This is a genomic window from Fibrobacter sp. UWEL (genome assembly GCF_900142535.1).
Lineage (GTDB): Bacteria > Fibrobacterota > Fibrobacteria > Fibrobacterales > Fibrobacteraceae > Fibrobacter.
The window spans coordinates 1-19898 of sequence record NZ_FRBE01000023.1 but is presented as its reverse complement, the minus strand read 5'-3'; the positions used below and the strand labels follow the sequence as shown (position 1 = coordinate 19898).

The following is a 19898-nucleotide window of genomic DNA, read 5'->3' as shown; positions in this document are numbered from 1 at the left end:
GCGGGGTCTTCTCTTTTCGTCACAGGATCCTTCGCGCCTGCGGCGCTCAGGATGACGTTTCCTAATTACTTGATAGTGAAAGTCTGCTTGTTTACGCGAAGCACCTTACGGCCCTGGACGCTAGCAGCAGCGGCGCGGACTTCGGATTCGCTGACGGGGAGCTTGGACTTCCACATAACGCGGCCCTGCATATCGAAGAGGGCTGCCATGCCGCGAGTTGCCTGGATTGCACCCTGCCAGTTCATCTTGGTAGAGGCGATCACCGGCTTGATGGAGGTTCTAGGATCGTTACCCACAATCAGAACCAGCTTGGCAGTGAGGGTTGTAGGCTTTTCAGCATTTGCCATGGTGGGGTCAGCAACCTTCACGGTAATGGAGAACTCCATACCTTCAGCAAGCTTTGCAATGTTCTTCTTTGCCACCGTCAGGATATTGTCTTCCTGTGTGAATTCAAAGTAACCGGAGTTGGAAGTAGATTCCACAACCTCAAAGATCAGAGTATCGCCATCCACATCGATTGCAAGGCCGTTCAGGTCGTAAACCAGAGTATCACCTTCCACAGCGATGTAAGCGGTGTCGGCAACGATGGTGGGCTTGTCGTTCACACATTCGATGTTAGCATTCACCTCCAGGTCCGTAGAGGCCTTGCCTTCGTCAGTTGCAGTCAGAGTAAAGGAGATGTCACCACAAACATCCTTCACGGACTTCACCAGCAGGGCACCTACAGTGGAGAAGGATACAGACACAGTGCTATCCTTGGAGGTAGCAGAGAAGGTCAGCTTGGCAGCATCAGTCTTGTCATCTTCGAACCAGGACTGGAGTTCCACCTTCTTGTAAGTGACGACGTTGAAGTCTTCGCGGAGGGAATCCAGACGAGCATTGACGGTATCCATCACGCCTTCCACAATCTTGGGAGCCTTGTTCTTGTAGAGAACTTCCAGAGTGACCATTGCAGCCTTGGAGGTATCACCAGCAGAAATCACCTTATAGGTAAAGTAGTCTTCGCCATCATAGGATTCTTCAGCTTCGTAGGTGAAGGAGCCATCCTTGTTCAAGGTCAGCTTGCCGTGTTCCGGTTCAAAGTCAACAATGGCATAAGCAGCAGTATCCTTATCCGGATTCACATCATTAGCAAGGACACCCTTCTTAGCGTCAACCTTGTTGATAGAATCCTGATAAACCTTATAAGAATCCGCCACCGGAGTAACAGGGTCTGCAACCGGGTTCACCTTGATTACAGCAATGGGAGTAGGAATAGTGGTCTTGGGATCTTCCACCACCAGGCTCAGACGGGCGGTACCATTGGAGTCCTTCTTAGCGGAAACCGTGATCACGTAATTATCTTCATCTGCGGACAATTCAGAATTGTATACGCCAGTATTCTTAGCAATAACCTTGTAGTCATCGTCACCATCGGCATCGGTAATCACAAAGTTTGCCTTGGGAATGGTAATGGTGAAGTCTTCGAAATCTTCGTCTACCACCAGGGTATCACCGAAGGTCTTTTCAGCTTCGCCAACCGTGAAGGTCTTAGCCACCACTTCAACTTCGGGTTCGTCGTTCACATTCACCACGGTAATGGTGCAAGTGGCAACTTCACTTTCGCGAGTATCGTCTTCAGCTTCAGCAACCTTGAAGGTGAAGGAATCTGTACCGTAGAAATCCTTCTTCGGAGTATAGGTGAAAGTACCATATTCTTCGTTGAAGTCGGTCAAAGTACCGTTCTTAGGTTCGGTAACAAGAATAGCCTTGATTTCGTCACCATCGGCATCAGAAGCAAATTTCTTCAAGAGCGAGTTACCCAGAGCCACCTTCAGAACGGAGTCTTCCTTCACTTCATAGTTGGCATCCTTAGCAACCGGGAGGTTTTCGGTGTCGGTAGTTTCAACAGTGAAGGTAAAGGTGGCAGACTTCTTGGTGGGGTCCGTTGCAGTAACGGTAATCGTTGCGGAGCCAACCGGATTAGATGCGGTGGTGAACTTGATAATGCTAGTGCCAGTGTAAGCAGTGGAGTCCAACAGGACCACGGACTTATTTTCGCTGACAATCTTAACGGTAACGGTCAGGTCATCGCCATCGTCATCCACAAAGACTTTGGACACATCCAGAGGTCTGATTTCGCCTTCGGCCATTTCGATTACGCCCTTATTCATCTTGGCATATTCGTCAGTAAGCTTGGGAGCGGCGGTCACGCATTCGTCGGCAAGACGGAGGCTATGGAGAGTGACGGTATTGTTGTCACTCTTGGCTGTATTTGCATGAGTATTCTTATAGCTGAACTGCATACCCATCTGAGCGGCAGCGGACCAAGCCTTCGTTGTTGTAGACTTCCAGCCCTGAGCCAAGTCGGCGAACGCAATGAACACCTTCTTGGGAGAGGCAGCAGCCTTCAGGTCGGCGCCATAGTAGTTGTCGTCTGTAATAGTAGACTGCTTAAAGTCTACGCGGAACCCCTGTTCCGCTTCGTATTCCAGACAAACACCCTTATATCCAGTCAAGGACATTGCCTTATCGGTGCACTTACCAGCCGTAGTACAGGTCTGGTCCCAGCCAAAGCCATAACCCGCACCAGCGGATTCCTTACCCTGGGGAGCCACGAAATCGATGACTACGGCACCATTCGTATTTGTGGTATCGACGGATGCACCATCGCCATAATCAAATGTGAAGGAATAAGCCGGGACGATATCGGCAGTAACGCCATCCTCGTCGGAGAAAACCACCTTAGTGGCGGCAGATGACAAACCGGCCAAAAGACCGAATGCCAATAGACAAACTTTTTTGTTCATGTTAACCTCACGATTCCAATACACCATAACATATATAAATAATACCAAAAGCGTACCCCCTCCCCAAGGGGGGCCACAGCCAAGCAACCACCAAAGCGTTGCAAAAAACACAATGTTTAAGGAAATTTACCCTAGAGAATCTAGTTCTTCGTAGCGTTCGTAGGCTTTTTCCAGCTGAACTTCGCGGTCGGAAATCTCCTTCTGGAGTTCCACGATGCGGGCGGCGTTGGTGCAAACTTCCGGCTTGCACAACTCTTCCTGAAGGGAAGCGATTTCCCCTTCCAACTTTTCGATGGTATCCGGAAGGGAGGCGTATTCACGTTCCTCGTTGTAGCTACGCTTTTTCTTTTTCCCAGCAGGGGCGTTCGTTACGGAATTAGAAGAACCTGCGGAAGATCCGCTGGAGGCAAGTGCACGAGCGGCTTCCTTTTCCGCGGCAATACGGGCAGCATTCGCAGCTTCCTTGTCACGATTTTTCTTGCCCGCTTCGTAATCGCTGTAACCGCCTACAGCTTCAAAGACGTTACCGTTTTCTTCAATAGCAAAAATACTGGTGGCCACGGAATCCAGGAAGGCTCGATCATGACTTACCGTCAAAACCGTGCCCTTGTATTCTGCCAGCAATTCCGCCAACAGGTCCAGAGTTTCCATATCCAGGTCGTTGGTAGGTTCATCCAACACCAGCACATTGCTAGGATGGCTAAACAGGCAAGCCAGCAGCAAGCGGTTTCGTTCACCGCCGGAGAGGGCACTAATGGGGCCGCGAGCACGATCCGCACTAAACAGGAAGTCCTGCAAGTAACTGAGCACATGACGTTTCACCCCATTGAGGGTAATATAAGCCTGACCATCGCCGATGTTTTCCACCAGGGACTTGTCTTCACGCAAGCGAGTGCGCATCTGGTCGAAGTAAGCAATTTCAAGATTGGTTCCCAGACGGATGTCGCCCTGGTCGGGAGTGAGTTCGCCCAAAATCAACTTGAGAAGCGTTGTCTTGCCGGAACCGTTAGGGCCCACAATACCAATGCGGTCCCCGCGGGAAACTTCCGTCGAGAAATGATTAATCAGAGGGGCGCCATCGTAGGAGTAGGTCACATCCGTCAGGCGGGCCACCATACGGCCGGAACGTTCCGCCTCCGTAATCTGCATGGTCACATTTCCCGTGCGGGTGCGACGTTCGGCACGTTCCTGACGCATCTTGATCAGAGCGCGGACACGACCCTCGTTACGGGTACGGCGAGCCTGAATACCCTTACGGATCCACACTTCTTCTTCTGCAAGGCGCTTGTCAAAGAGGGCGTTGGCCTTCTCTTCTTCCGCAAGAGCCTGGTCACGGAACTGCACGAACTTGTCGTAGGGGAAATCCCAGCTACGGACACGACCGCGGTCCAGTTCAAAAATTCGAGTAGCCACACGACGGACAAAAGAGCGGTCGTGGCTTACAAACATCACGGCACAATTCAGGCGGGTAACGATTCCCTCCAGCCACTGAATGGCAGGAATGTCCAGATGGTTGGTAGGTTCATCCAGCAAAAGCAGGTCCGGATCTTCGGCCACCGCACGGGCGAACAGCACTCGACGCTTCTGGCCACCGCTCAAACTGTCGTATTGTGCGTCCGCATCAATGCCTGTCTTGCCAAGGATCGCCTCTGCAGCGGAGTCGTGATGGCCATCGTCATCGGAACCATCCTTAGCACCCGTCCAGCCCGCGGAACTTCCCGCGGCAACACGACCCATCACGATATCGCGAACGGTTCCATCAATATGGTCGGGAATCTCCTGGATCATGCGGCTGACCCGCAGGCCACCCTTCTTCACGATATCGCCGGAGTTGTACTCCATCTCGCCGGTCAGAACCTTCAGAAGCGTGGACTTGCCTTCCCCATTGCGGCCCACCAGGCAAATACGGTCACCCGGCTCCACGTCAAAGGAAACACCATCCAGCAGCGGAGCGGATCCGCCAAGTCGCAAAAGAATGTTCTGAGCAGAAAGTATTGGCATGTGGGGAAAGGTAGAAATTTTAGGCGTACAATTTTTTTTCAATTTTCCTTTTACATTTTTCAATTTCGTACCGATAATATTTTTGAAGCCGTCAACTAAGGAGTTTCAGCTTGAGCTTATCTAAAAACGATATTTTTTCTGATCCACCCCTTGACAAAGCTTTCAATTATTGCTATATTTGCAGACCCATGTTTTTAGAACATTCTTTTACGATTTATCTCACATAATTTTTTCGAGGGTTTGATTTGATAGGGTTTATTATACCCTGTCAGGCCCTACCATTATTCCCCACAGCTTTCTGGTTCCTATAGAACCTGCGGCTTGGCGTTTCAGCCAGCTGGTTGTTTGACATCTCGGCACCATACACTTTCCAGATTTTCCAAAGAAAAACTGGACCATGTAGCCCCACGGTATAAAGAAAGGGCGCATTTAAAAACAAAGAAGGAAAGAGAAATATGAAGAAGAACAACACCGCAGCACAGTCCATGAACCAGAACATCAACAAGGGAGCAATGATGAACGCAACACAGGAACTCGCTTTGGTCACCGCAGCCAAGGCCGGCGACATCGCCGCACGTAACGAACTTTTCTACGCTTACGAAACGGACATCAAGAAGGCACACGCCACATCCGCCCGCGGCAAGAATCCGAAGAAATTCGGCAAGGGTTACAACAAGAAGGGTTACGATTACGTAGCCGACAGTGGCCGTTTGTTTGAGGTGTTCACCGCAGCGCTGGAAAAGTTTGACCCCAGCTTGGTGGACATGAGCAAGATCAAGAACGTGAATCCGTTCCTGTCTTACCTGAAGTACGAAATCAACCATCGCGCTTTGGATGAGGTCCGTAAGGAAACCACCTACTTCGAAAGAACCACCACTTTCAGCGAGCTGTCCAAGCTCTTGTCCAAGAACGTCAAGGACAAGGATCTGGACGGCAGCGAACTGATGGAAGCCAAGTTCAACCGCAGCGAAATCTACGACGGTGAATCCGCAGATCGCCGTGAAGAGGAAATGCAGCAGGTAACCCGCCAGCTGATCAGCCTCAGCGACGAAGGTTCCATGGAACGCAAGACCCTGGAAACCTTCCTGGAGGTTCTGGGTTACGAAAAGAACGTCATCCCGGCAATCGCTGCCAAGATGCACGTTTCCAAGCCCACGGTGTACAAGTACATCGACCTGGCCTTGGCCAAGCTGCCTACTCGCATGGCACAGGAATTCCGCGACCTGTTGGCCGCCTAACTCCATACTGCGGGGGCTTAGGCCCCCGTTTTTTTTATTTGACTTTTCCCCGCACACCACCGATATACAAGTGAGGAGCGAAATATGAAACCAAATGTCAAGAAAGAAATTATGGGTGCAATTCAGGATTTTTCCGAAAACAATCCAGTTTATCATAAGCTTTGGACCCGCATCCAGGAACTGGGGGTAAATTCCGAAGCAGTTAATCATTGGCTGGTACAATTTGAGGACTGCGAAAGCGCCATCGATTTTATGCTGACTTACGAAGCCTAAGGAACTTTAAGGAGAGAATCAAGAATGAGACCGATCTTCATCCGTCTAGAAAATCGTAAAGGTGACAAGACCACCGTAAACCTAACGTACACCGCACGTTTTGTATACAGTGGAGGAAATATCCCCAAAGTATTCTTTGATTGCGGAAGCAGTCCCTTCTGGATTCTAGCGGGAGCTCACATGCCGGACCCTAGCTACGACCCCTACAAGGACACGATCAGTGTGGAGCTGATTTACGAAGATGACACCACAGAATGTCCATACCCCAAGGGGCATGTGGATTTGGCGGATTTGTACCAGCGTCTGACACACGCAGACAAAGTGTCAGAGCCCAAAGACATTAAAGCCTAAATCTCCTAGGTTCAAAAAAAGGAAGCCGTTCCGATTGGGGCGGCTTCTTTGCGTTAAAAAGGTGAATGCAGTCTCATGACCAGTCCCCTTAACCGTTATTTCAAGGCGAGTCCAAAAATCTCTTGACAAATAGTGCTTATTTGTTTATACTATACAAAGTAAAAGATAATCCTCTCGTCAGAGTTGCAGGCTTGCGCGTGGGATGCGCGGGTTCGCCACGGCCTAAAGGCTTAGATGTTGCATAACGGAGAGGCACAGAATTCTTGAGGAACCTGCTAGGAGCGAGGGGATACAACCGCCAGCAAGGCCCCAAGAGCAACTCCCATTCAACAACATTATGAATAGATATCAGTTTAGGGCAATGGTCCTCGACTTAAAAGATAATCCCAAGAATTTACCGAAGTACCGTGAGCAATTCAAAAACGTTTACCCGTTCAGCGACGGCATTTTCAAGTTGCTTATGGCCAACGAAGCGAAACCCGAACGTACTATAAAATTCCTGAACGCTATGCTCGGCCTATCGGATAAGAACGCAATCAAATCGTTTACCCTGGGCGTACAGGAACAGCCAGGGATTCTTGATCGCAAAACGTCAATCTTCGACATTTACGGGATTACCGAAGGAAAGGACCCCATCCTTATCGAGGTTCAGCAAAATGCAAATAAGCTGTACGTGGACAGGCTAACCTATTACACATCTCGCGTTGTATGCAATCAGGTGAAGAAATCAAAGGATTATGATCTCCCCCGCATTTATGTTCTTTCGCTTTTATGCGAGGACCAATTTCCCGACGAAATTGATACATACTTTCATCACTGCCAGATTATGCGCAATCGAAAGTTTTCGTTCGACAAGGTCAACGTGTTCCTTGTAGAAATGGAGAAGTTTTTCAAAATTGACGACCGCACGGCCCCTGCAAGGCGTGAAAAGTCAAATCGCGCAGAGATGCTACGTCTATTCAGGGATGTCCTAGAGGAAAAATCCGTGGACGAAGAAAAGGCCAGCAAGTTACTTGACAGCGACTTCGCAAAAGATGTATCTTTTATGGGGTACACCGATGAACTTTTACTGCTGGAGGTAGACAATATGACAGACATGCTTTACGAAAAGCAGGGTTCCTACCTGCAGGGAAAAGCTGATGGCGAATTATCAGCTAAGCAAAAGATGGCCAAGAGCCTTAAAGAAAATGGAGTTGCAATCTCCACCATCTCCAAAAGCTCCGGCCTAACCGAAGAGCAAATTAACGCTCTTTAAAGACGCGCTCATTTGAGCAAATCCAGTACTGAATTCCCTTACTACATTAGGACAAGTGAGACTGATCCTGGTCGTGGCTCTGCATTTCCTGCAGGCGCTTCAGTTCACATTCCACACGGCACAGTTCCTCGCGGGAGTATGCCAGTTTGCACATGGTGTCGTTCAGATCCAGCGAAAGCTTGCGTTTCTGTTCCTCTGCCACGCGCATCTTTTCGGTAAGTTCACTCATGCAATGCTGCAGGTGAGCTACTCGAGCGTTTACTTCTTCCATGCGTGCACGAGAACGCATGACCATATCATTCAAGTTATTCATATTGTTCATGTTCATATATCCTTTGCAATTATTATCGGCTTAATTCGTAGAATTGTCAAATAATTTTCCGTATAAGTTAACATATGTATTACACAGTATTACGCTATCTACCCAAGACAAAGAAATGTAATGAATTTGTATGAAAATTTTGCTATTTGTATCCATTTTTTTTGGACAAAAGTTGTTGACTACGCACTTTGTTTAATATATCTTTGCGACCGCCGAGAAAGGGCAACAACAGGGATATCTAAAAGGATTAGTTAAGAGGACATTATGGGTATGATTTGTGTTCGTGTCAACGATGATACAAAGAAGCAATTTCAGGATTTCTGCGACGAGGCCGGAATTTCCGTCTCCGCGGCAATTACAATTTTCATCAAATCTTCCATACGTGAAAACAAGCTGCCTTTTGAGGTGAAGGGTAACGGAGATTCCCTATAACGCAAAATGCCCCGCGAAAATGCGGGGCTTTGTTGTATCCAGACTAAATACCGGCTAGTTCTGCAGTTTTTCGCTGATGGTCTTGGTAGTGGTAAGTCCCAGCTGCTGCATACCTGCGAACTTGGAAATAATACTACCGCGTCCGTCCTTCAGCTGGCCCTTCGCTTCATCATAAGACTTGCGGGCGGTTTCAAACTGGTTGCCAACCCTCACGAAGGTTTCGCTGAAGGTGCAGAATTTTTCGTAGAGATCTTCCGCAGCCTTCATAATCCTTGCGCAATTTTCTTCCTGACGGGTATTCTTCCAGGTAAAGAGAATCAGGCTCAAGGCCATCATCAGGTTTGTGGCATTGACAATCAGCACGCCCTTCTTGTACGCCTTGATACCCACCTGAGGGTCATGATTCATGGCCAGGATGTAACTACCTTCGTTCGGGACGAACATCAACACATAAGGCAAGGCGTTAGGCACATGCTTGGGATAGTTCTTGGCCGCCAGTTCTTCCACATGGGACCAGACACTGGCGTAATTTTCCTTACAGGCCTGTTCACGTTCGGCATCATCCTTGGCGGATACATAATTGGAGTAGGCGGTCAGGGAGACCTTGGAATCCACAATGATCATGGATTCATCTGCGCTTTTTACCACCACATCCGGGCGGTATTCCTTGCCGTCCTGGCCGGTGTAGCTCTTCTGCGTGAAGAATTCTTCGCCTTCGCGGAGGTTACTATCCTGCAGAATATTGCAGAGGATCTGTTCGCCCCAGTCGCCCTGAACCTTGCCGCGATTCTTGAGAGCGTCTGCCAGATTTTCGGCATCCTTTCCCAATTTCACCGTCTGATTCATCATGCGGGTAAACGCTTCACCGAGGGCGGCCATGTTCTTGTCGCTGCCTTCCTTGGTTTCACCCAGCTGCTTACGCATTTCCTCGATGACCTGATGCAGCGGCTTCGTGATGGCTTCCATCTGTTCCTTGTTGGTTCCCTTGAGCTCGTCGGATCGTGTCTTCAAGAGATTTTCTGAAACAGCCTGAAACTGCGTCTTCATGGTTTCCAGCTGGCGAGCAAAATCAGCCTCATGCTGTTTCTTGAACGCTTCCAGCTGCTGGGCGGCACTGGCTTTCGTCTCACCGAGCAAACGTTCGGCAACCGCCGCACTATTTTCCGCAACGCGCAAATCCGCCTTCACAGATCCCAACTGCTGAGAAATCTTTACCTTGGCAATCATATAGCCAAGAGCCAAGCCCATAAGGGCACATACAATACTGACAATAGCAATCATGCTATGTACTCCTTGTTCAGTCTAAAAATACTCTTTTATCAAAAAAAATTCCTTAAGCGGCTACCTTAATGTCGTCGCTGTCCATTTCAGCTTCAGTCAAGTTATGCTGTTTGCTGAAAGTAAGGATCCAGTTTTCGAAAGTAGAAGGCTTGCCGTTTTTGCGTTCCTTGTTCATCATACAGCCGTTATAAAGCTTGTAGCGGCGAGGAGTGCTACGCCAATTCATGAACTGGTCCTTATTTTCCTTATGCCAACCCTTCAGGAAAGCAGCCACAGCTTCGTTGGGGCAACATTCCAGGAACTTCAGGATATTCTTGGACTGTTTATCACTCAGTTCACACTTCTGAACCATATCCAGCAGGCCATGAGCCGCAGGTACAGCAGCCTTCGGGTTCACCTTAAATTCTGCAGCCAGGTGCTTGCCCAACTTGTCGGTAAAGTTGTTCAGCACTTCCACCAGGTCGATTTCGTGCTTACATTCTAGCTCGCAGAATTCCGCAAACTTGAGACCGTAACTAAAGCCCACATAACTGGAGGCAATATCAGCTAGGAACGCCTGATTGCCACTTGTAATATCATCACCACTATCCGCAAACTTCTTCAGGCATTCGCCCAGCTGCGTCCAGTCACGAGGGCAGGGGCCCTTCTTGCCCTGGATAGCCAGTTCTTCGATGGTCTTGGTGGGGAGCACGATAAAGTCCGGATACTTATGGAGGAAGGCATGAATCACCTTATGGATGCTGCCAGCTTCTACACGGCGGGCGAAGTCTTCCAGATACTCCTTGTTAGTAGGAGCGAAGGTGAAGTTCTTGATACGGCTTTCCTGAGCCGGGTCACGACGGGTGCCGTTATAGATCTTGGCATTATCATTATCGGCACACACCACGTAAGTGTTTTCCTTCAGGTTCACACCGAACAGGCGGTGTTCCAAAAGCAATTCCATGATGCCGTCCTGAATGATGGCATTACCGCGCTTACATTCGTCCAGGAAGAGAACGTAGATATCGTCGTACTTGGTAAGTCGAGAGTACTGCTTGCCATTTTCAGCATACAGCTTGGCCATCTCGTCGTCATATTCCTTGCAGGTCGGGATCCAGCTGGGCGGACAGCTGTAAGTACGGCCACCAAATTCCTGGAAGTTACCGATCAAGTCTGCAGGATCCATGATGGAAACGCAGCGGCTAATCACATGCACGCGTTCCACGGGAACATTATGCTTTTCAGCAATCAGCTGACGGAAGGTATTGTGGACGTAAGAAGTCTTACCAATACCGTGGTTACCCATGAGCCCCAGGGTGTGGGTCGGAAGCAAGCCGTGCTTCACAAAGCGGTTGATGGAATTAATATCCAATTTTGTACTCCTTAACTGTTCTTTTCCATTTTATCGGCACAACACGTAAAAGTGTCAAAACTTTTTTAATATTCTCCGTTAACCAGATAGGTCGCGAGCCTGGATACGGCGGGGTCAAAATGATCGCAGTAGGTCAGCGGATCCAGCTTTACCTGCTCCAGCACCACATCCATCAGGCGCTCCTTCAAGGGGCAAGAACCATCATCCCTCAGGTACTCCACAAAATTGGCCGTTCCCTTCAGGTAGCGAATCATCACCTGGCAATAATCCACTAGTTCCTGCAAATTGCCCCTCGCAATCGTTTCCCACTCGAAACAACCAAACTTAAAGTTGACAGATTCCGCACGTCCCGCCGCTTGCCACTTCTTGATGTGAGCGTCCATCACCTCAATTCCCTTGCGGCAGTTTTTCACATACAGATGCGGTCCTTTCTCAATCAAAGGCAGGCGGAATTTCGTATGGGCGCCTCGTCTCGCTACAGACGAGCCCAGAATATCCCAGGTGAACATCTTGCCGTTATAGCAGTAAAAGGAAATGCAACCCTCCGTTTCCTCCAGGTTCTTTCTATCATCCGGACTGAGGGCAAAATCCTTGCCGAATTTCGCCAGCAGGGTCAAATCCAGGGAACCTCTCTTCAGGAATTCCGCCTTAAAAATTTCCTCCGCCCCATCTGTATCCAAAGGCAACTGAGTAATAAACATATCCTGCTTGCTGCAGAACAAGCGCCCCGGTCGCTGCAGCACCGCCTTGAAGGCTTGAGCCCAGCATCGTTCACCATCAACGTCACGACACAAAGGTTCATATCGGAAAGGCGCCACCAGTTCCGCGTCTGTCAAGTCCTTCACAGGCTTTTCCAGGCGAAAACGCACCTTATAGCTCAAGGTATACTTGGTATATCTGCCAACATCCTTTCGGCACCCTCTAAAAATGCGCAACACCTGAACCGAATCCTGGAGCACCTGCACCCGGACATCCAGCAAGCCAAAGCCCGCAAAGGAGGAAAAATCCTTATATCCACCAAAAATGAAATCCAGGAAACCTTCCTTAGTGCGAGCCTTATGCATCAGCTCCATGGAAAGGGAATTCACCACATTGTCCGGGAGCCAATACTCACAAACCTCGCTGGCAATCACCCCTCCACCATCCAGGAAATGAAGCAGGCATTCACGTTCCTCGGCGCTGGCAGCCCCATTCCAGTAGTGAATATCCCCAGAAAAAGAGCAAAGCCGATACCCCAATCCCAGGCGGTCTCTGGGATTCTTAAAAAAGTAGTTGTCACAAACGATGCGATTCATACATACTCTATCGGTGATTTTACCCCGCCTGTCAACAAAGCGAGTGTAAAAAAACTACTCGTGTTTTTCGTCCTCACTAGTACTTGCGTCTTTACCATCGTTGGTGCGGTCCTCGCCCTCGCTGGACGGAAGTCGTGTGGCGATAAAGTGAAGCGTTCCAATCACCACAAAGCAAGACATAAACGCGGCGTGGCATCCAGGGCCAAGAACGCACTTGCCCGCACGCAATACACCGGACAACAGCAGGAACCCCACACACATTAAAATAGTCCCCAGCAACCAGCCATCTTTACCTACACAAAAGGCGAAGCCTGTCACCACAATACCAAACGCCAAGCCAACTATACCACCGGCAACTACAGTTTCGTTAACCGGCAAGATAATACACAGCCAGTGGTAAACAGTCTTGAACAAGTCCTTGCCCCATTCATAATAGAGCCAGACAAAGTACGTTGCAATGATATGCAGGAAGATTAACACTTTCGCCATAAAGGCCTCCTATGAGTTCAACACATCTATTATCGACTTAAGCACTACAAAGTGTCAACAAAAACCTTTCAAAAAATTTTTGTTTTTTTTGATGACACTTCGCTCCGTTTTCCCGATAAAAAGAATGTAAGGGCAACAAAGCCCCAAAGAAATTCATAACGAAAAAGAAAACTGAAATAGGAGAAAATGCCTAATGGCACTTCAGAACTCTACTATCAGCCCCATGCATCTGTTCCTCTCTCAGGAATACTCCATCCCTAATTACCAGCGTGCCTACTCCTGGGAAAAGGACAGCCTTGACGATTTCTGGAGCGACATCGTTGAAACTATGGAAGACGAGGACAACAACATCCACTTCTTCGGTCAGGTCGTGGTTCACGAAAGCACCGAAGAACGCAAGAAGTGGATTATCGATGGTCAGCAGCGCACCACCACGTCCATGATCCTCCTTCGCGCCCTCCAGACTCATTACCAGAGCCTGTACGAATCCAGCAAGGATGAAGACGCCAACAATCAGGCCATCGACATCGAAAGCAAGTACATCGGCCGCACGGGTCGCCGCCATCTGATTCTGGGCGAAGCCGACAACGATTACTTCGTTGACCAAATCCTCACCCACTTGCCTCAGGACTGCAGCAAGAGCAACAACAAGTCCCACGAACGCCTCCGTAAGGCCTACGTCTTCCTGGACGGTAAAATCCATGAACTTCTGAACGGCAAGAGTGACAGCGACAAGCTGGACATTCTGAACGCCCTGTTTGACGCCTTTACCAAGCTCTTCAAGGTGCTGTACATGGAAGCCACCAAGCTGGAAGAAGCTTTCGTCATCTTCGAAACACTCAACGCTCGTGGCCAGGAGCTGGAAACCGCCGACCTGCTGAAGAATTACATCCTCAGCCAGGATCCTCAGGATGTGGACACCCCGCTGAATCTGTGGAACTCCATGATTAACAAGCTGGACAAGTGCGATCCCACCAAGTACATCCGTGCATTTTGGAATTCCGCCTGGCCTATCTGTAACGAAAAGTACCTGTACAAGAAGATCAGCAACACCATTACCACCCCTCTGAGCACCAGAGCTTTCCTTGAAAGTCTTGAAGCAAACGCTGAGTTTTACCGCAACATCAGTCAGCCTCAGGACGCCCCCACCTTTGCCGACCAGGACCTGGTCAACTCTCTCATTGCCCTGAAGGCTCTGAAGGCAACTACCTTCTATCCGGTAGTCATTGCCATGAATCGCTGCGACAACTTCACGGAACAGGACATGGCCAAGGTCGTGAGCTGTATCGAAACCTACGTGTTCCGTAATTTCACTATCTGCGGGAACACCGCCAACAGCGCCGAAGTCTTCTTTGCAGGTATCGCAAACGATATCTATAACGAGACCCTGTCTTCTGTTGCCGACATCTGCAACATGATTAAGGGTGGCATGGTAGACGACAACGTCTTCCAGGAAGCATTCAAGATTTGGTCCGGAACCAAGGCCTCCAAGGAAGCCGTCCGCTACATCTTCCGTAAGGTCCATAAGCGCTTGGCACCTACCAGCACTCTCAACCTGGATAAGCACGAAGCCTACATTGAGTTCATCATGCCGGAAGACAATTCCAAGTGGCAGGTTACTGCTGACATCCACGCGGATTACCTGTGGCGCTTGGGCAACTTGTGCCTGCTGGATAATTCCCTGAGTGGCAACTCCAACGAGCCTATCGCTACGAAGCTGCCCTATTATGACGCTTCCCAGATTGCGCCCAACAAGGAAATCAAGAACTATCTGGTCCTTGGCGATTGGAATCCCGAATCCATCAACAAGCGCCAGGAAGCCCTGAGCCAGCTGGCTATTCTGATTTGGGCGAAGTAGAAGACTTCTCCCCTGATTCTTTCAGGGGTTTAAGCCAGGGGAGCACAAGGGGTTTCAGGGAGTGATTGCTAAACGCATTCATAATCCTTGCTCGCAATATAGGCCAGAGGGTGTGATTGAGTTGTTTCTTGAAGAAGAACTTTTTGAGTTCTTCATCTTCAAGCAGCTTGAGCACTTCCTCTGGCTTTTTGCTTTTAAAAACCACTTCCAGAATATACACAGCCTTAAAGAAATCCTTAGATTCCTCGCCATCCTTCTGCTTTTCCGAGAACGTCATTTCATAACGGGCATGAACCACAAAAAATTCCCCCCTCCGTTCCGGATCGTCACGGGCGACAGCAACAGAATTATTCAAGTTCACCTTATCATCTTCCCCAGACCAGCCATCCATAGAAAGCAGGGACTCATGGGAATCAATAAAGCGAACATCGTTGATTTCCAGCAACTTCAGTAACTTATCCGAATTTTTCGACATAATCATTCTCCCTACAACGTGACGTATGCACGTTCCTTTGAATCACTGACAATTTTTTCTCGCAGGGCCTTTTGCAAGTATTCTTGAACGTCCTGCTTTCGCTTTTTCGCATTCTCCACAATAGTGGAATGCAAGTCTTTTGGAACCACCGCGGTATAATCTCCAAACGCAGTGATTCTCAGTTCGCCCCCTACACCTCTGGCAAGGGCGCTCATCTGCTCGTAAGTCAAGTTGGGCTGCACCGTCAGCAAGCGCGACACCTTGCTCGTGGTCATCCCGCATTTTTCGGCCAAGGCCCGCTGAGTCAACTCCAGCTCCGATTTCAAAAAATCGATCTCATTCAGGAACGTCGCCAGAGCCTCGAACTGCTCCAGATATTCCTTATGGCCCGCCTCGCAAGCCATCGATTCAATATACGTTGCGATGTTTGACGGCATTATTTTCCCTTTACCATTTTGCAATACTCGTTTAGCAGTTGCTTTGCACGGTTCATATTTTTCAGGCGGCCCTGTTTCAATTCCGAGCACAGGAATACCACGGAGTCATCCCTTTCCTGGTACTTGCAGAAGTAAATGCAAAAACATCCACCCTGACGAGTTTTAGGCACCTGCATCACATACAGGGAGCCCTTCGACCGTTCCTGTTCCAGCCGCTCAACATAGCAAGGCAATCCATCTACGGTTTCAATCGACGCGAGATTCTTAAGGAACGCACAAACCCTGAGCCACAATTCCTTCTGCGTACGGGCCAATTCTTGCAACCCACTGGCCACGTCACCGAAACAGTCTTCACTGATGCGGATACCTCTATCATTAGCCTTGTCGCAGAAGAACTTGACAATCATTCAAACGTCTCGTTATCGTCAAAATTGAACTTGCTCGCCACAGATTCCTGCTTCTCGGCAGCCTTCATACGGGCAAGAGCACGCACCACAAATTCCATCTTTTCGTTGACTTCCTTCAGGGTCGATTCAACCACATCCAAGTCGCCGGCAGACGAATCCTGCTTCACCTTTTCCTGAAACCACCCCGAAAGGCCATCCTTGCGCGTCTTGATTTCTTCCACGACGGGCACCAACTCTTCGGGGACACTAACACTATAAACCTTTGAAGTAGCCATAAAAACCCTTTTCCTTTCATCATAAATATAATATTCCGAAGGTCCTATCCGCAAGTATTTTTATTAAATAATTAATAATTTTAAGAAACACACTCCAAAAACACTATGTTGAAATACAAAAATCCCATATTTTAGGATTTTCTACACAAAAAACCAAAAAAACTTTCAAATCACATCCCTTCTCGTTAATAAACTTTCATAAATTTGTATCCATCAAACGATTCCGCCCTTGAGCGGGTCAGCAACTTGACAATTCGGAACGGCAGAAGACAGTCAATCTATCTATTCTATTGTTGCACTTGTTATACGGGCTTTGCCCTATTCGCACATTCGCTGGCAATTCCGCCAGTCGAATCACTTCACCCTGATTATATGCGGGGTGCCTGCTATTTGATTTAGTGATACTGTAGTATTTACTTTTCGATTTATTTCATTTTTTCGAAATGATTCAAAAACGATTGGCCGGTCCTTCAAACAGAAGACCGCTAATCAAACTCCCCAAATTTTAAGACTATATGTCAAAGGATTCCTAAGGAATGATTAATCCTTGGCCTTTTACACGCAGTCAGGAGCTGTCCCTCGTCCAGAAGGCACTTGCAGGCGATCCCCTTGCCTACAACGACCTCTACATGGGATACCATGACCGCATTATTTCTGCACATGTTCATAGCGCAATGGGACAATTCCCCGCTAAGTTCAATAAGACCTTCAACCCCAACGGGAAGCGTTACGACGAGTATTCCGGAAAGCTCTTTGATGAGATTTTCCGCAACGCTCTGAAGAGCTTCGACATTGCGAAGGCCTCCACAGGGAACCATCCCTTCTACACTCACCTGCAGAGTGAAATCTGCTACCGCGCCTTGGATGCCGTAGAAAAGCAGAAGGAAGAACAGGACAAAACCCTGACTTCCAGAAGCGTTACCGAATACGGCTACCGCAACAGCGGCAAGGTCACAAACGTCAACCACGACGAAGACGCCTCCAGGGCGTCTAACTGCTATGTCGATGAAGGCATGATTTACGACGGAGACGCCGTAGAACGCCACCAGAGCAAAATTCGCGCTGCAAAGCGCGAAGCACTGGCCCGCCTGAAGGGCACCCGCGCAGGAAACACCTGCCAGGCCTACCTCAAGGAAGCCGAAAAGGGCAAGCCCGTCGTTGCCCACCTGGCCAAGAAGCTGGACGTGAAGACCGGTTCGGTCTATTACGATTTCGGCGAAGCAAGGGACGCCTTCTCCAGCGACGAGCAGGACGCCATCCAGGACCTGCTCTTCCAGGCTGCATAAACTCGCATAAAGCTGCATAAGGCTGCTTAAGCAACCTGCCGTTCCATTTTGTCAAAAAAAGTTGCAAAAAGTTTTGACACTTTTCGCCGTAGAGGCGATAAGATATTATACACCGCAAGAGTGGTATTGAAAAATGTCATTTCCTGACAGCCGTTCTATACTATAATTGTAGTGTGGGGCAACTCGCCCCGGACATAATCCGTCAGCAATGGCGCAAGGCACTTAAAAAATGCCGGAGGGAACGTACGAGAGTACGTGTGTTTTTTCAAGCTCGATTAAAGCAACTATCGAGTGCAGGCCCCTCCCGTCTTTACTCGGAAAATGCCCACAAGTTTACAGGAGATAGAAATGATAAAAGTATTAGGCCACGACATCAGAATGACCACCGAAGCAGAAGCCATTCTGGTGGAAAGAGCCAAGAAGGGCGACAAGAACGCAGAAAAGTATCTGCTCAACACCTACATCAAGCCCGTCGAAGACGTACACACATTCAGCGCCGTAGGCCGCTACCCCAGCAAGCTGGGCCACAGCTACAACTTCAAGGGCATCGACTTTGAAGAACATGGTGAACCCCTGGCTCAGATTCACCATCACTGCATCGAGTTATACGATGTAGAAAGAAAGCACAAGACAGCCCAGCTGCCTTACCTGAAGTATCTTCTGGATACCATCAGCCACCGCGCCCTGGACTACCTGGAAAACGAACAGCGTCGCACCAGCCACGAAATTGCCATGAGCGACCTCAAGAACTCCCGTAGCGAAATGGATTGGGAAAACATGAACAACGACGACCTCATGGACGTGGTGGCCTGCAGAGAACTGATGCACGACAACGCCGCCCAGGAACGCAAGGACGCCGAAATCGAGAAGCTGTACGACAAGGCCATCAACAATCCGGACCTTACCCCCGGCAACCGCGTCTATATGCAGACCTACGTGAAAATCGCTAGGGAAAAAGCCTCTTCCAAGGGCTTGATGAAGGCCACCATCAAGGAAATGAACGGCGAAGAAGCCAAGCGCAACGGCGGCTATCACTACGAAAAGAAATCCAGGGAGCAGCTGGGCCAGGAATACGAGGACCAGTTCCGCGCCGCCCTCGGCCTCACTGGGGAATAAGCAAAGGGTCCCTATGTACGCAACATTCCATCTCAACCTGGACATCCCCATGTTCAAGGACCTATGGGGCTACAAGTGCAGCAGCCCCGTACCCGGCACCCATTACGGGACCGTCAAGGTAGACCTGCATCTTGACAACCCACCCTCCTCCAAGGCAACATTTTCCCAGGGGGATACAAACTTGTGCGACCTGCTGAACGGCAAGCCCATTTGCAACGACATATCCATCTACTACGGGGGCGTCGCCCGCAGTGACGTGCTATATGTACCCGGTGCAGTGGACATGCAACTCGGCTGGCGCTCCTTTAAGATGGAATTCCAGCGTACCCCAGAAAACAACCTGCACACCTTCAAGATGACCACCCCCATTGCGGACATCAGTATTCCCAAGGGGTCATTTATTTTTCTCCTAGGATCCTCCCTGAACGGGTTGAGCGCCCTGAAAATGTACCTCAACGACCCCGAAAAGTACCACATCGGATACAGTAGGTGCTTCCTCACCACCCGCCCGGAAACTCCGGAAGAATACACCGCCATCTATAACGAGGAACGAAACTGGGCGCTAAGCCAACGTTTCAACAACAGCCTCCCCAAGGAAATGCAACCCTTCCCCACCGCAGATGAAGTCCGCCTGGATCCCCTCTCCTACACGGACCACAAATTCCCCCCAGCCGCCAACTTCGCCAGGATCCTAATCAACGGGGAATAAACAGGGAATAAAACCCCGCAGGCAGACAAAGCTAGAGTTTAAAAGCCCCGCTCAAACGTTATGGTTGAGCGGGGCTTTATTTCGTCGCGTGAAAGTGCATTTTTCGTCGCGAGTACATACTAACGGGCGGTTTTCGCCCGTTTAGTATGCATCCAATTTTTGAACATCTTGAGGTGATGCATACTAAACGCTCCTTCGGAGCGGATTAGTATGTACGCGCATCCCGAGAGCAACCCGAAATCAACCTGAAATGCGCCT

The 19898-nt window shown here is 49.3% G+C and carries 20 protein-coding genes; 9 read left to right on the top strand and 11 right to left on the bottom strand.

The genetic code is table 11. From position 1 onward, the window contains the following. Positions 1-65 precede the first annotated feature (65 nt). On the bottom strand, positions 66-2789 hold the full coding sequence (locus BUB59_RS12655; RefSeq protein WP_159433377.1) for a cadherin-like domain-containing protein: 2724 nt from the start codon (positions 2787-2789) through the stop codon (positions 66-68). Positions 2790-2915: 126 nt separating this feature from the next. After that, positions 2916-4790, bottom strand: a complete 1875-nt coding sequence (locus BUB59_RS12650) for an ATP-binding cassette domain-containing protein (protein WP_073230540.1) — start codon at positions 4788-4790, stop codon at positions 2916-2918. Between the two features lie 455 nt (positions 4791-5245). Here BUB59_RS12650 and BUB59_RS12645 point away from each other — a divergent pair, with 455 nt between their 5' ends. The 4 genes from BUB59_RS12645 to BUB59_RS12635 all read left to right on the top strand — a co-directional run bounded on the left by BUB59_RS12645 (position 5246) and on the right by BUB59_RS12635 (position 7907). After that, on the top strand, positions 5246-6028 hold the full coding sequence (locus BUB59_RS12645; protein WP_073230538.1) for a helix-turn-helix domain-containing protein: 783 nt from the start codon (positions 5246-5248) through the stop codon (positions 6026-6028). 84 nt (positions 6029-6112) lie between these two features. Then, the gene (locus BUB59_RS15230; protein WP_143160387.1) at positions 6113-6301 is read left to right on the top strand and encodes a hypothetical protein; all 189 of its coding nucleotides are present in this window, start codon (positions 6113-6115) and stop codon (positions 6299-6301) included. A gap of 24 nt (positions 6302-6325) precedes the next feature. Further along, the gene (locus BUB59_RS12640) at positions 6326-6652 is read left to right on the top strand and encodes a hypothetical protein (RefSeq protein ID WP_073230535.1); all 327 of its coding nucleotides are present in this window, start codon (positions 6326-6328) and stop codon (positions 6650-6652) included. A gap of 337 nt (positions 6653-6989) precedes the next feature. Next, the gene (locus BUB59_RS12635; RefSeq protein WP_073230533.1) at positions 6990-7907 is read left to right on the top strand and encodes a PD-(D/E)XK nuclease family transposase; all 918 of its coding nucleotides are present in this window, start codon (positions 6990-6992) and stop codon (positions 7905-7907) included. Between the two features lie 46 nt (positions 7908-7953). On the opposite strand, the gene BUB59_RS12630 is transcribed toward BUB59_RS12635, so the two are convergent. Beyond that, the gene (locus tag BUB59_RS12630; protein ID WP_073230531.1) at positions 7954-8235 is read right to left on the bottom strand and encodes a hypothetical protein; all 282 of its coding nucleotides are present in this window, start codon (positions 8233-8235) and stop codon (positions 7954-7956) included. A 258-nt stretch (positions 8236-8493) separates the two neighbouring features. Here BUB59_RS12630 and BUB59_RS12625 point away from each other — a divergent pair, with 258 nt between their 5' ends. Then, positions 8494-8661: a type II toxin-antitoxin system RelB/DinJ family antitoxin gene (locus BUB59_RS12625; RefSeq protein WP_073230529.1), complete on the top strand. Its 168-nt coding sequence runs from the start codon at positions 8494-8496 to the stop codon at positions 8659-8661. A gap of 54 nt (positions 8662-8715) precedes the next feature. Here the strand turns inward: BUB59_RS12625 and rmuC are convergent, their stop codons facing one another. From rmuC to BUB59_RS12605, 4 genes are all read right to left on the bottom strand, one after another. Then, positions 8716-9942 carry a DNA recombination protein RmuC gene (gene rmuC, locus BUB59_RS12620; RefSeq protein ID WP_073230527.1) on the bottom strand — a complete coding sequence of 409 codons (1227 nt, stop codon included), beginning with the start codon at positions 9940-9942 and terminating at the stop codon, positions 8716-8718. Between the two features lie 52 nt (positions 9943-9994). Beyond that, positions 9995-11293 (bottom strand): hypothetical protein, encoded by a 1299-nt coding sequence (locus BUB59_RS12615; protein WP_073230525.1) that lies wholly within the window; start codon positions 11291-11293, stop codon positions 9995-9997. Positions 11294-11358: 65 nt separating this feature from the next. Next, entirely contained in the window at positions 11359-12588 is a 1230-nt protein-coding gene (locus BUB59_RS12610; protein WP_073230523.1) for a hypothetical protein, read from the bottom strand. 54 nt (positions 12589-12642) lie between these two features. After that, positions 12643-13077 (bottom strand): hypothetical protein, encoded by a 435-nt coding sequence (locus BUB59_RS12605; RefSeq protein ID WP_073230520.1) that lies wholly within the window; start codon positions 13075-13077, stop codon positions 12643-12645. Between the two features lie 193 nt (positions 13078-13270). Between BUB59_RS12605 and BUB59_RS12600 the strand changes: the two genes are divergently transcribed. Next, entirely contained in the window at positions 13271-14935 is a 1665-nt protein-coding gene (locus BUB59_RS12600; RefSeq protein WP_073230518.1) for a DUF262 domain-containing protein, read from the top strand. On the opposite strand, the gene BUB59_RS12595 is transcribed toward BUB59_RS12600, so the two are convergent. The 4 genes from BUB59_RS12595 to BUB59_RS12580 are packed head-to-tail and all read right to left on the bottom strand — an operon-like array spanning position 14913 to position 16529. Further along, the gene (locus tag BUB59_RS12595) at positions 14913-15410 is read right to left on the bottom strand and encodes a hypothetical protein (RefSeq protein ID WP_143160385.1); all 498 of its coding nucleotides are present in this window, start codon (positions 15408-15410) and stop codon (positions 14913-14915) included. The two genes, BUB59_RS12600 and BUB59_RS12595, sit on opposite strands and share 23 nt — an antisense overlap. Positions 15411-15421: 11 nt before the next feature. Then, the gene (locus tag BUB59_RS12590) at positions 15422-15814 is read right to left on the bottom strand and encodes a helix-turn-helix domain-containing protein (RefSeq protein ID WP_143160384.1); all 393 of its coding nucleotides are present in this window, start codon (positions 15812-15814) and stop codon (positions 15422-15424) included. Positions 15815-15846: 32 nt separating this feature from the next. Continuing rightward, positions 15847-16254 carry a hypothetical protein gene (locus tag BUB59_RS12585; protein ID WP_073230510.1) on the bottom strand — a complete coding sequence of 136 codons (408 nt, stop codon included), beginning with the start codon at positions 16252-16254 and terminating at the stop codon, positions 15847-15849. Then, entirely contained in the window at positions 16251-16529 is a 279-nt protein-coding gene (locus BUB59_RS12580; protein WP_073230508.1) for a hypothetical protein, read from the bottom strand. The genes BUB59_RS12585 and BUB59_RS12580 overlap by 4 nt, the downstream gene beginning before the upstream one ends. 536 nt (positions 16530-17065) lie before the next feature. Here BUB59_RS12580 and BUB59_RS12575 point away from each other — a divergent pair. The 3 genes from BUB59_RS12575 (at position 17066) to BUB59_RS12565 (ending at position 19640) form a co-directional block, all read left to right on the top strand. Then, positions 17066-17815 (top strand): hypothetical protein, encoded by a 750-nt coding sequence (locus BUB59_RS12575; RefSeq protein WP_073230506.1) that lies wholly within the window; start codon positions 17066-17068, stop codon positions 17813-17815. A gap of 348 nt (positions 17816-18163) precedes the next feature. Beyond that, positions 18164-18931, top strand: coding sequence for a hypothetical protein (locus tag BUB59_RS12570; RefSeq protein ID WP_143160383.1), 768 nt, complete (start codon positions 18164-18166; stop codon positions 18929-18931). Positions 18932-18944: 13 nt separating this feature from the next. Further along, positions 18945-19640 carry a hypothetical protein gene (locus BUB59_RS12565; RefSeq protein ID WP_073230501.1) on the top strand — a complete coding sequence of 232 codons (696 nt, stop codon included), beginning with the start codon at positions 18945-18947 and terminating at the stop codon, positions 19638-19640. Positions 19641-19898 lie beyond the last annotated feature (258 nt).

Excerpts from the sequence above, each read along its gene's own strand:
- BUB59_RS12655 (WP_159433377.1), bottom strand. The coding sequence starts at position 2,789 with ATGAACAAAAAAGTTTGTCTATTGGCATTCGGTCTTTTGGCCGGTTTG.
- BUB59_RS12650 (WP_073230540.1), bottom strand. The coding sequence starts at position 4,790 with ATGCCAATACTTTCTGCTCAGAACATTCTTTTGCGACTTGGCGGATCC.
- BUB59_RS12645 (WP_073230538.1), top strand. The coding sequence starts at position 5,246 with ATGAAGAAGAACAACACCGCAGCACAGTCCATGAACCAGAACATCAAC.
- BUB59_RS15230 (WP_143160387.1), top strand. The coding sequence starts at position 6,113 with ATGAAACCAAATGTCAAGAAAGAAATTATGGGTGCAATTCAGGATTTT.
- BUB59_RS12640 (WP_073230535.1), top strand. The coding sequence starts at position 6,326 with ATGAGACCGATCTTCATCCGTCTAGAAAATCGTAAAGGTGACAAGACC.
- BUB59_RS12635 (WP_073230533.1), top strand. The coding sequence starts at position 6,990 with ATGAATAGATATCAGTTTAGGGCAATGGTCCTCGACTTAAAAGATAAT.
- BUB59_RS12630 (WP_073230531.1), bottom strand. The coding sequence starts at position 8,235 with ATGAACATGAACAATATGAATAACTTGAATGATATGGTCATGCGTTCT.
- BUB59_RS12625 (WP_073230529.1), top strand. The coding sequence starts at position 8,494 with ATGGGTATGATTTGTGTTCGTGTCAACGATGATACAAAGAAGCAATTT.
- rmuC (WP_073230527.1), bottom strand. The coding sequence starts at position 9,942 with ATGATTGCTATTGTCAGTATTGTATGTGCCCTTATGGGCTTGGCTCTT.
- BUB59_RS12610 (WP_073230523.1), bottom strand. The coding sequence starts at position 12,588 with ATGAATCGCATCGTTTGTGACAACTACTTTTTTAAGAATCCCAGAGAC.
- BUB59_RS12605 (WP_073230520.1), bottom strand. The coding sequence starts at position 13,077 with ATGGCGAAAGTGTTAATCTTCCTGCATATCATTGCAACGTACTTTGTC.
- BUB59_RS12600 (WP_073230518.1), top strand. The coding sequence starts at position 13,271 with ATGGCACTTCAGAACTCTACTATCAGCCCCATGCATCTGTTCCTCTCT.
- BUB59_RS12595 (WP_143160385.1), bottom strand. The coding sequence starts at position 15,410 with ATGTCGAAAAATTCGGATAAGTTACTGAAGTTGCTGGAAATCAACGAT.
- BUB59_RS12590 (WP_143160384.1), bottom strand. The coding sequence starts at position 15,814 with ATGGCTTGCGAGGCGGGCCATAAGGAATATCTGGAGCAGTTCGAGGCT.
- BUB59_RS12585 (WP_073230510.1), bottom strand. The coding sequence starts at position 16,254 with ATGATTGTCAAGTTCTTCTGCGACAAGGCTAATGATAGAGGTATCCGC.
- BUB59_RS12580 (WP_073230508.1), bottom strand. The coding sequence starts at position 16,529 with ATGGCTACTTCAAAGGTTTATAGTGTTAGTGTCCCCGAAGAGTTGGTG.
- BUB59_RS12575 (WP_073230506.1), top strand. The coding sequence starts at position 17,066 with ATGATTAATCCTTGGCCTTTTACACGCAGTCAGGAGCTGTCCCTCGTC.
- BUB59_RS12570 (WP_143160383.1), top strand. The coding sequence starts at position 18,164 with ATGATAAAAGTATTAGGCCACGACATCAGAATGACCACCGAAGCAGAA.
- BUB59_RS12565 (WP_073230501.1), top strand. The coding sequence starts at position 18,945 with ATGTACGCAACATTCCATCTCAACCTGGACATCCCCATGTTCAAGGAC.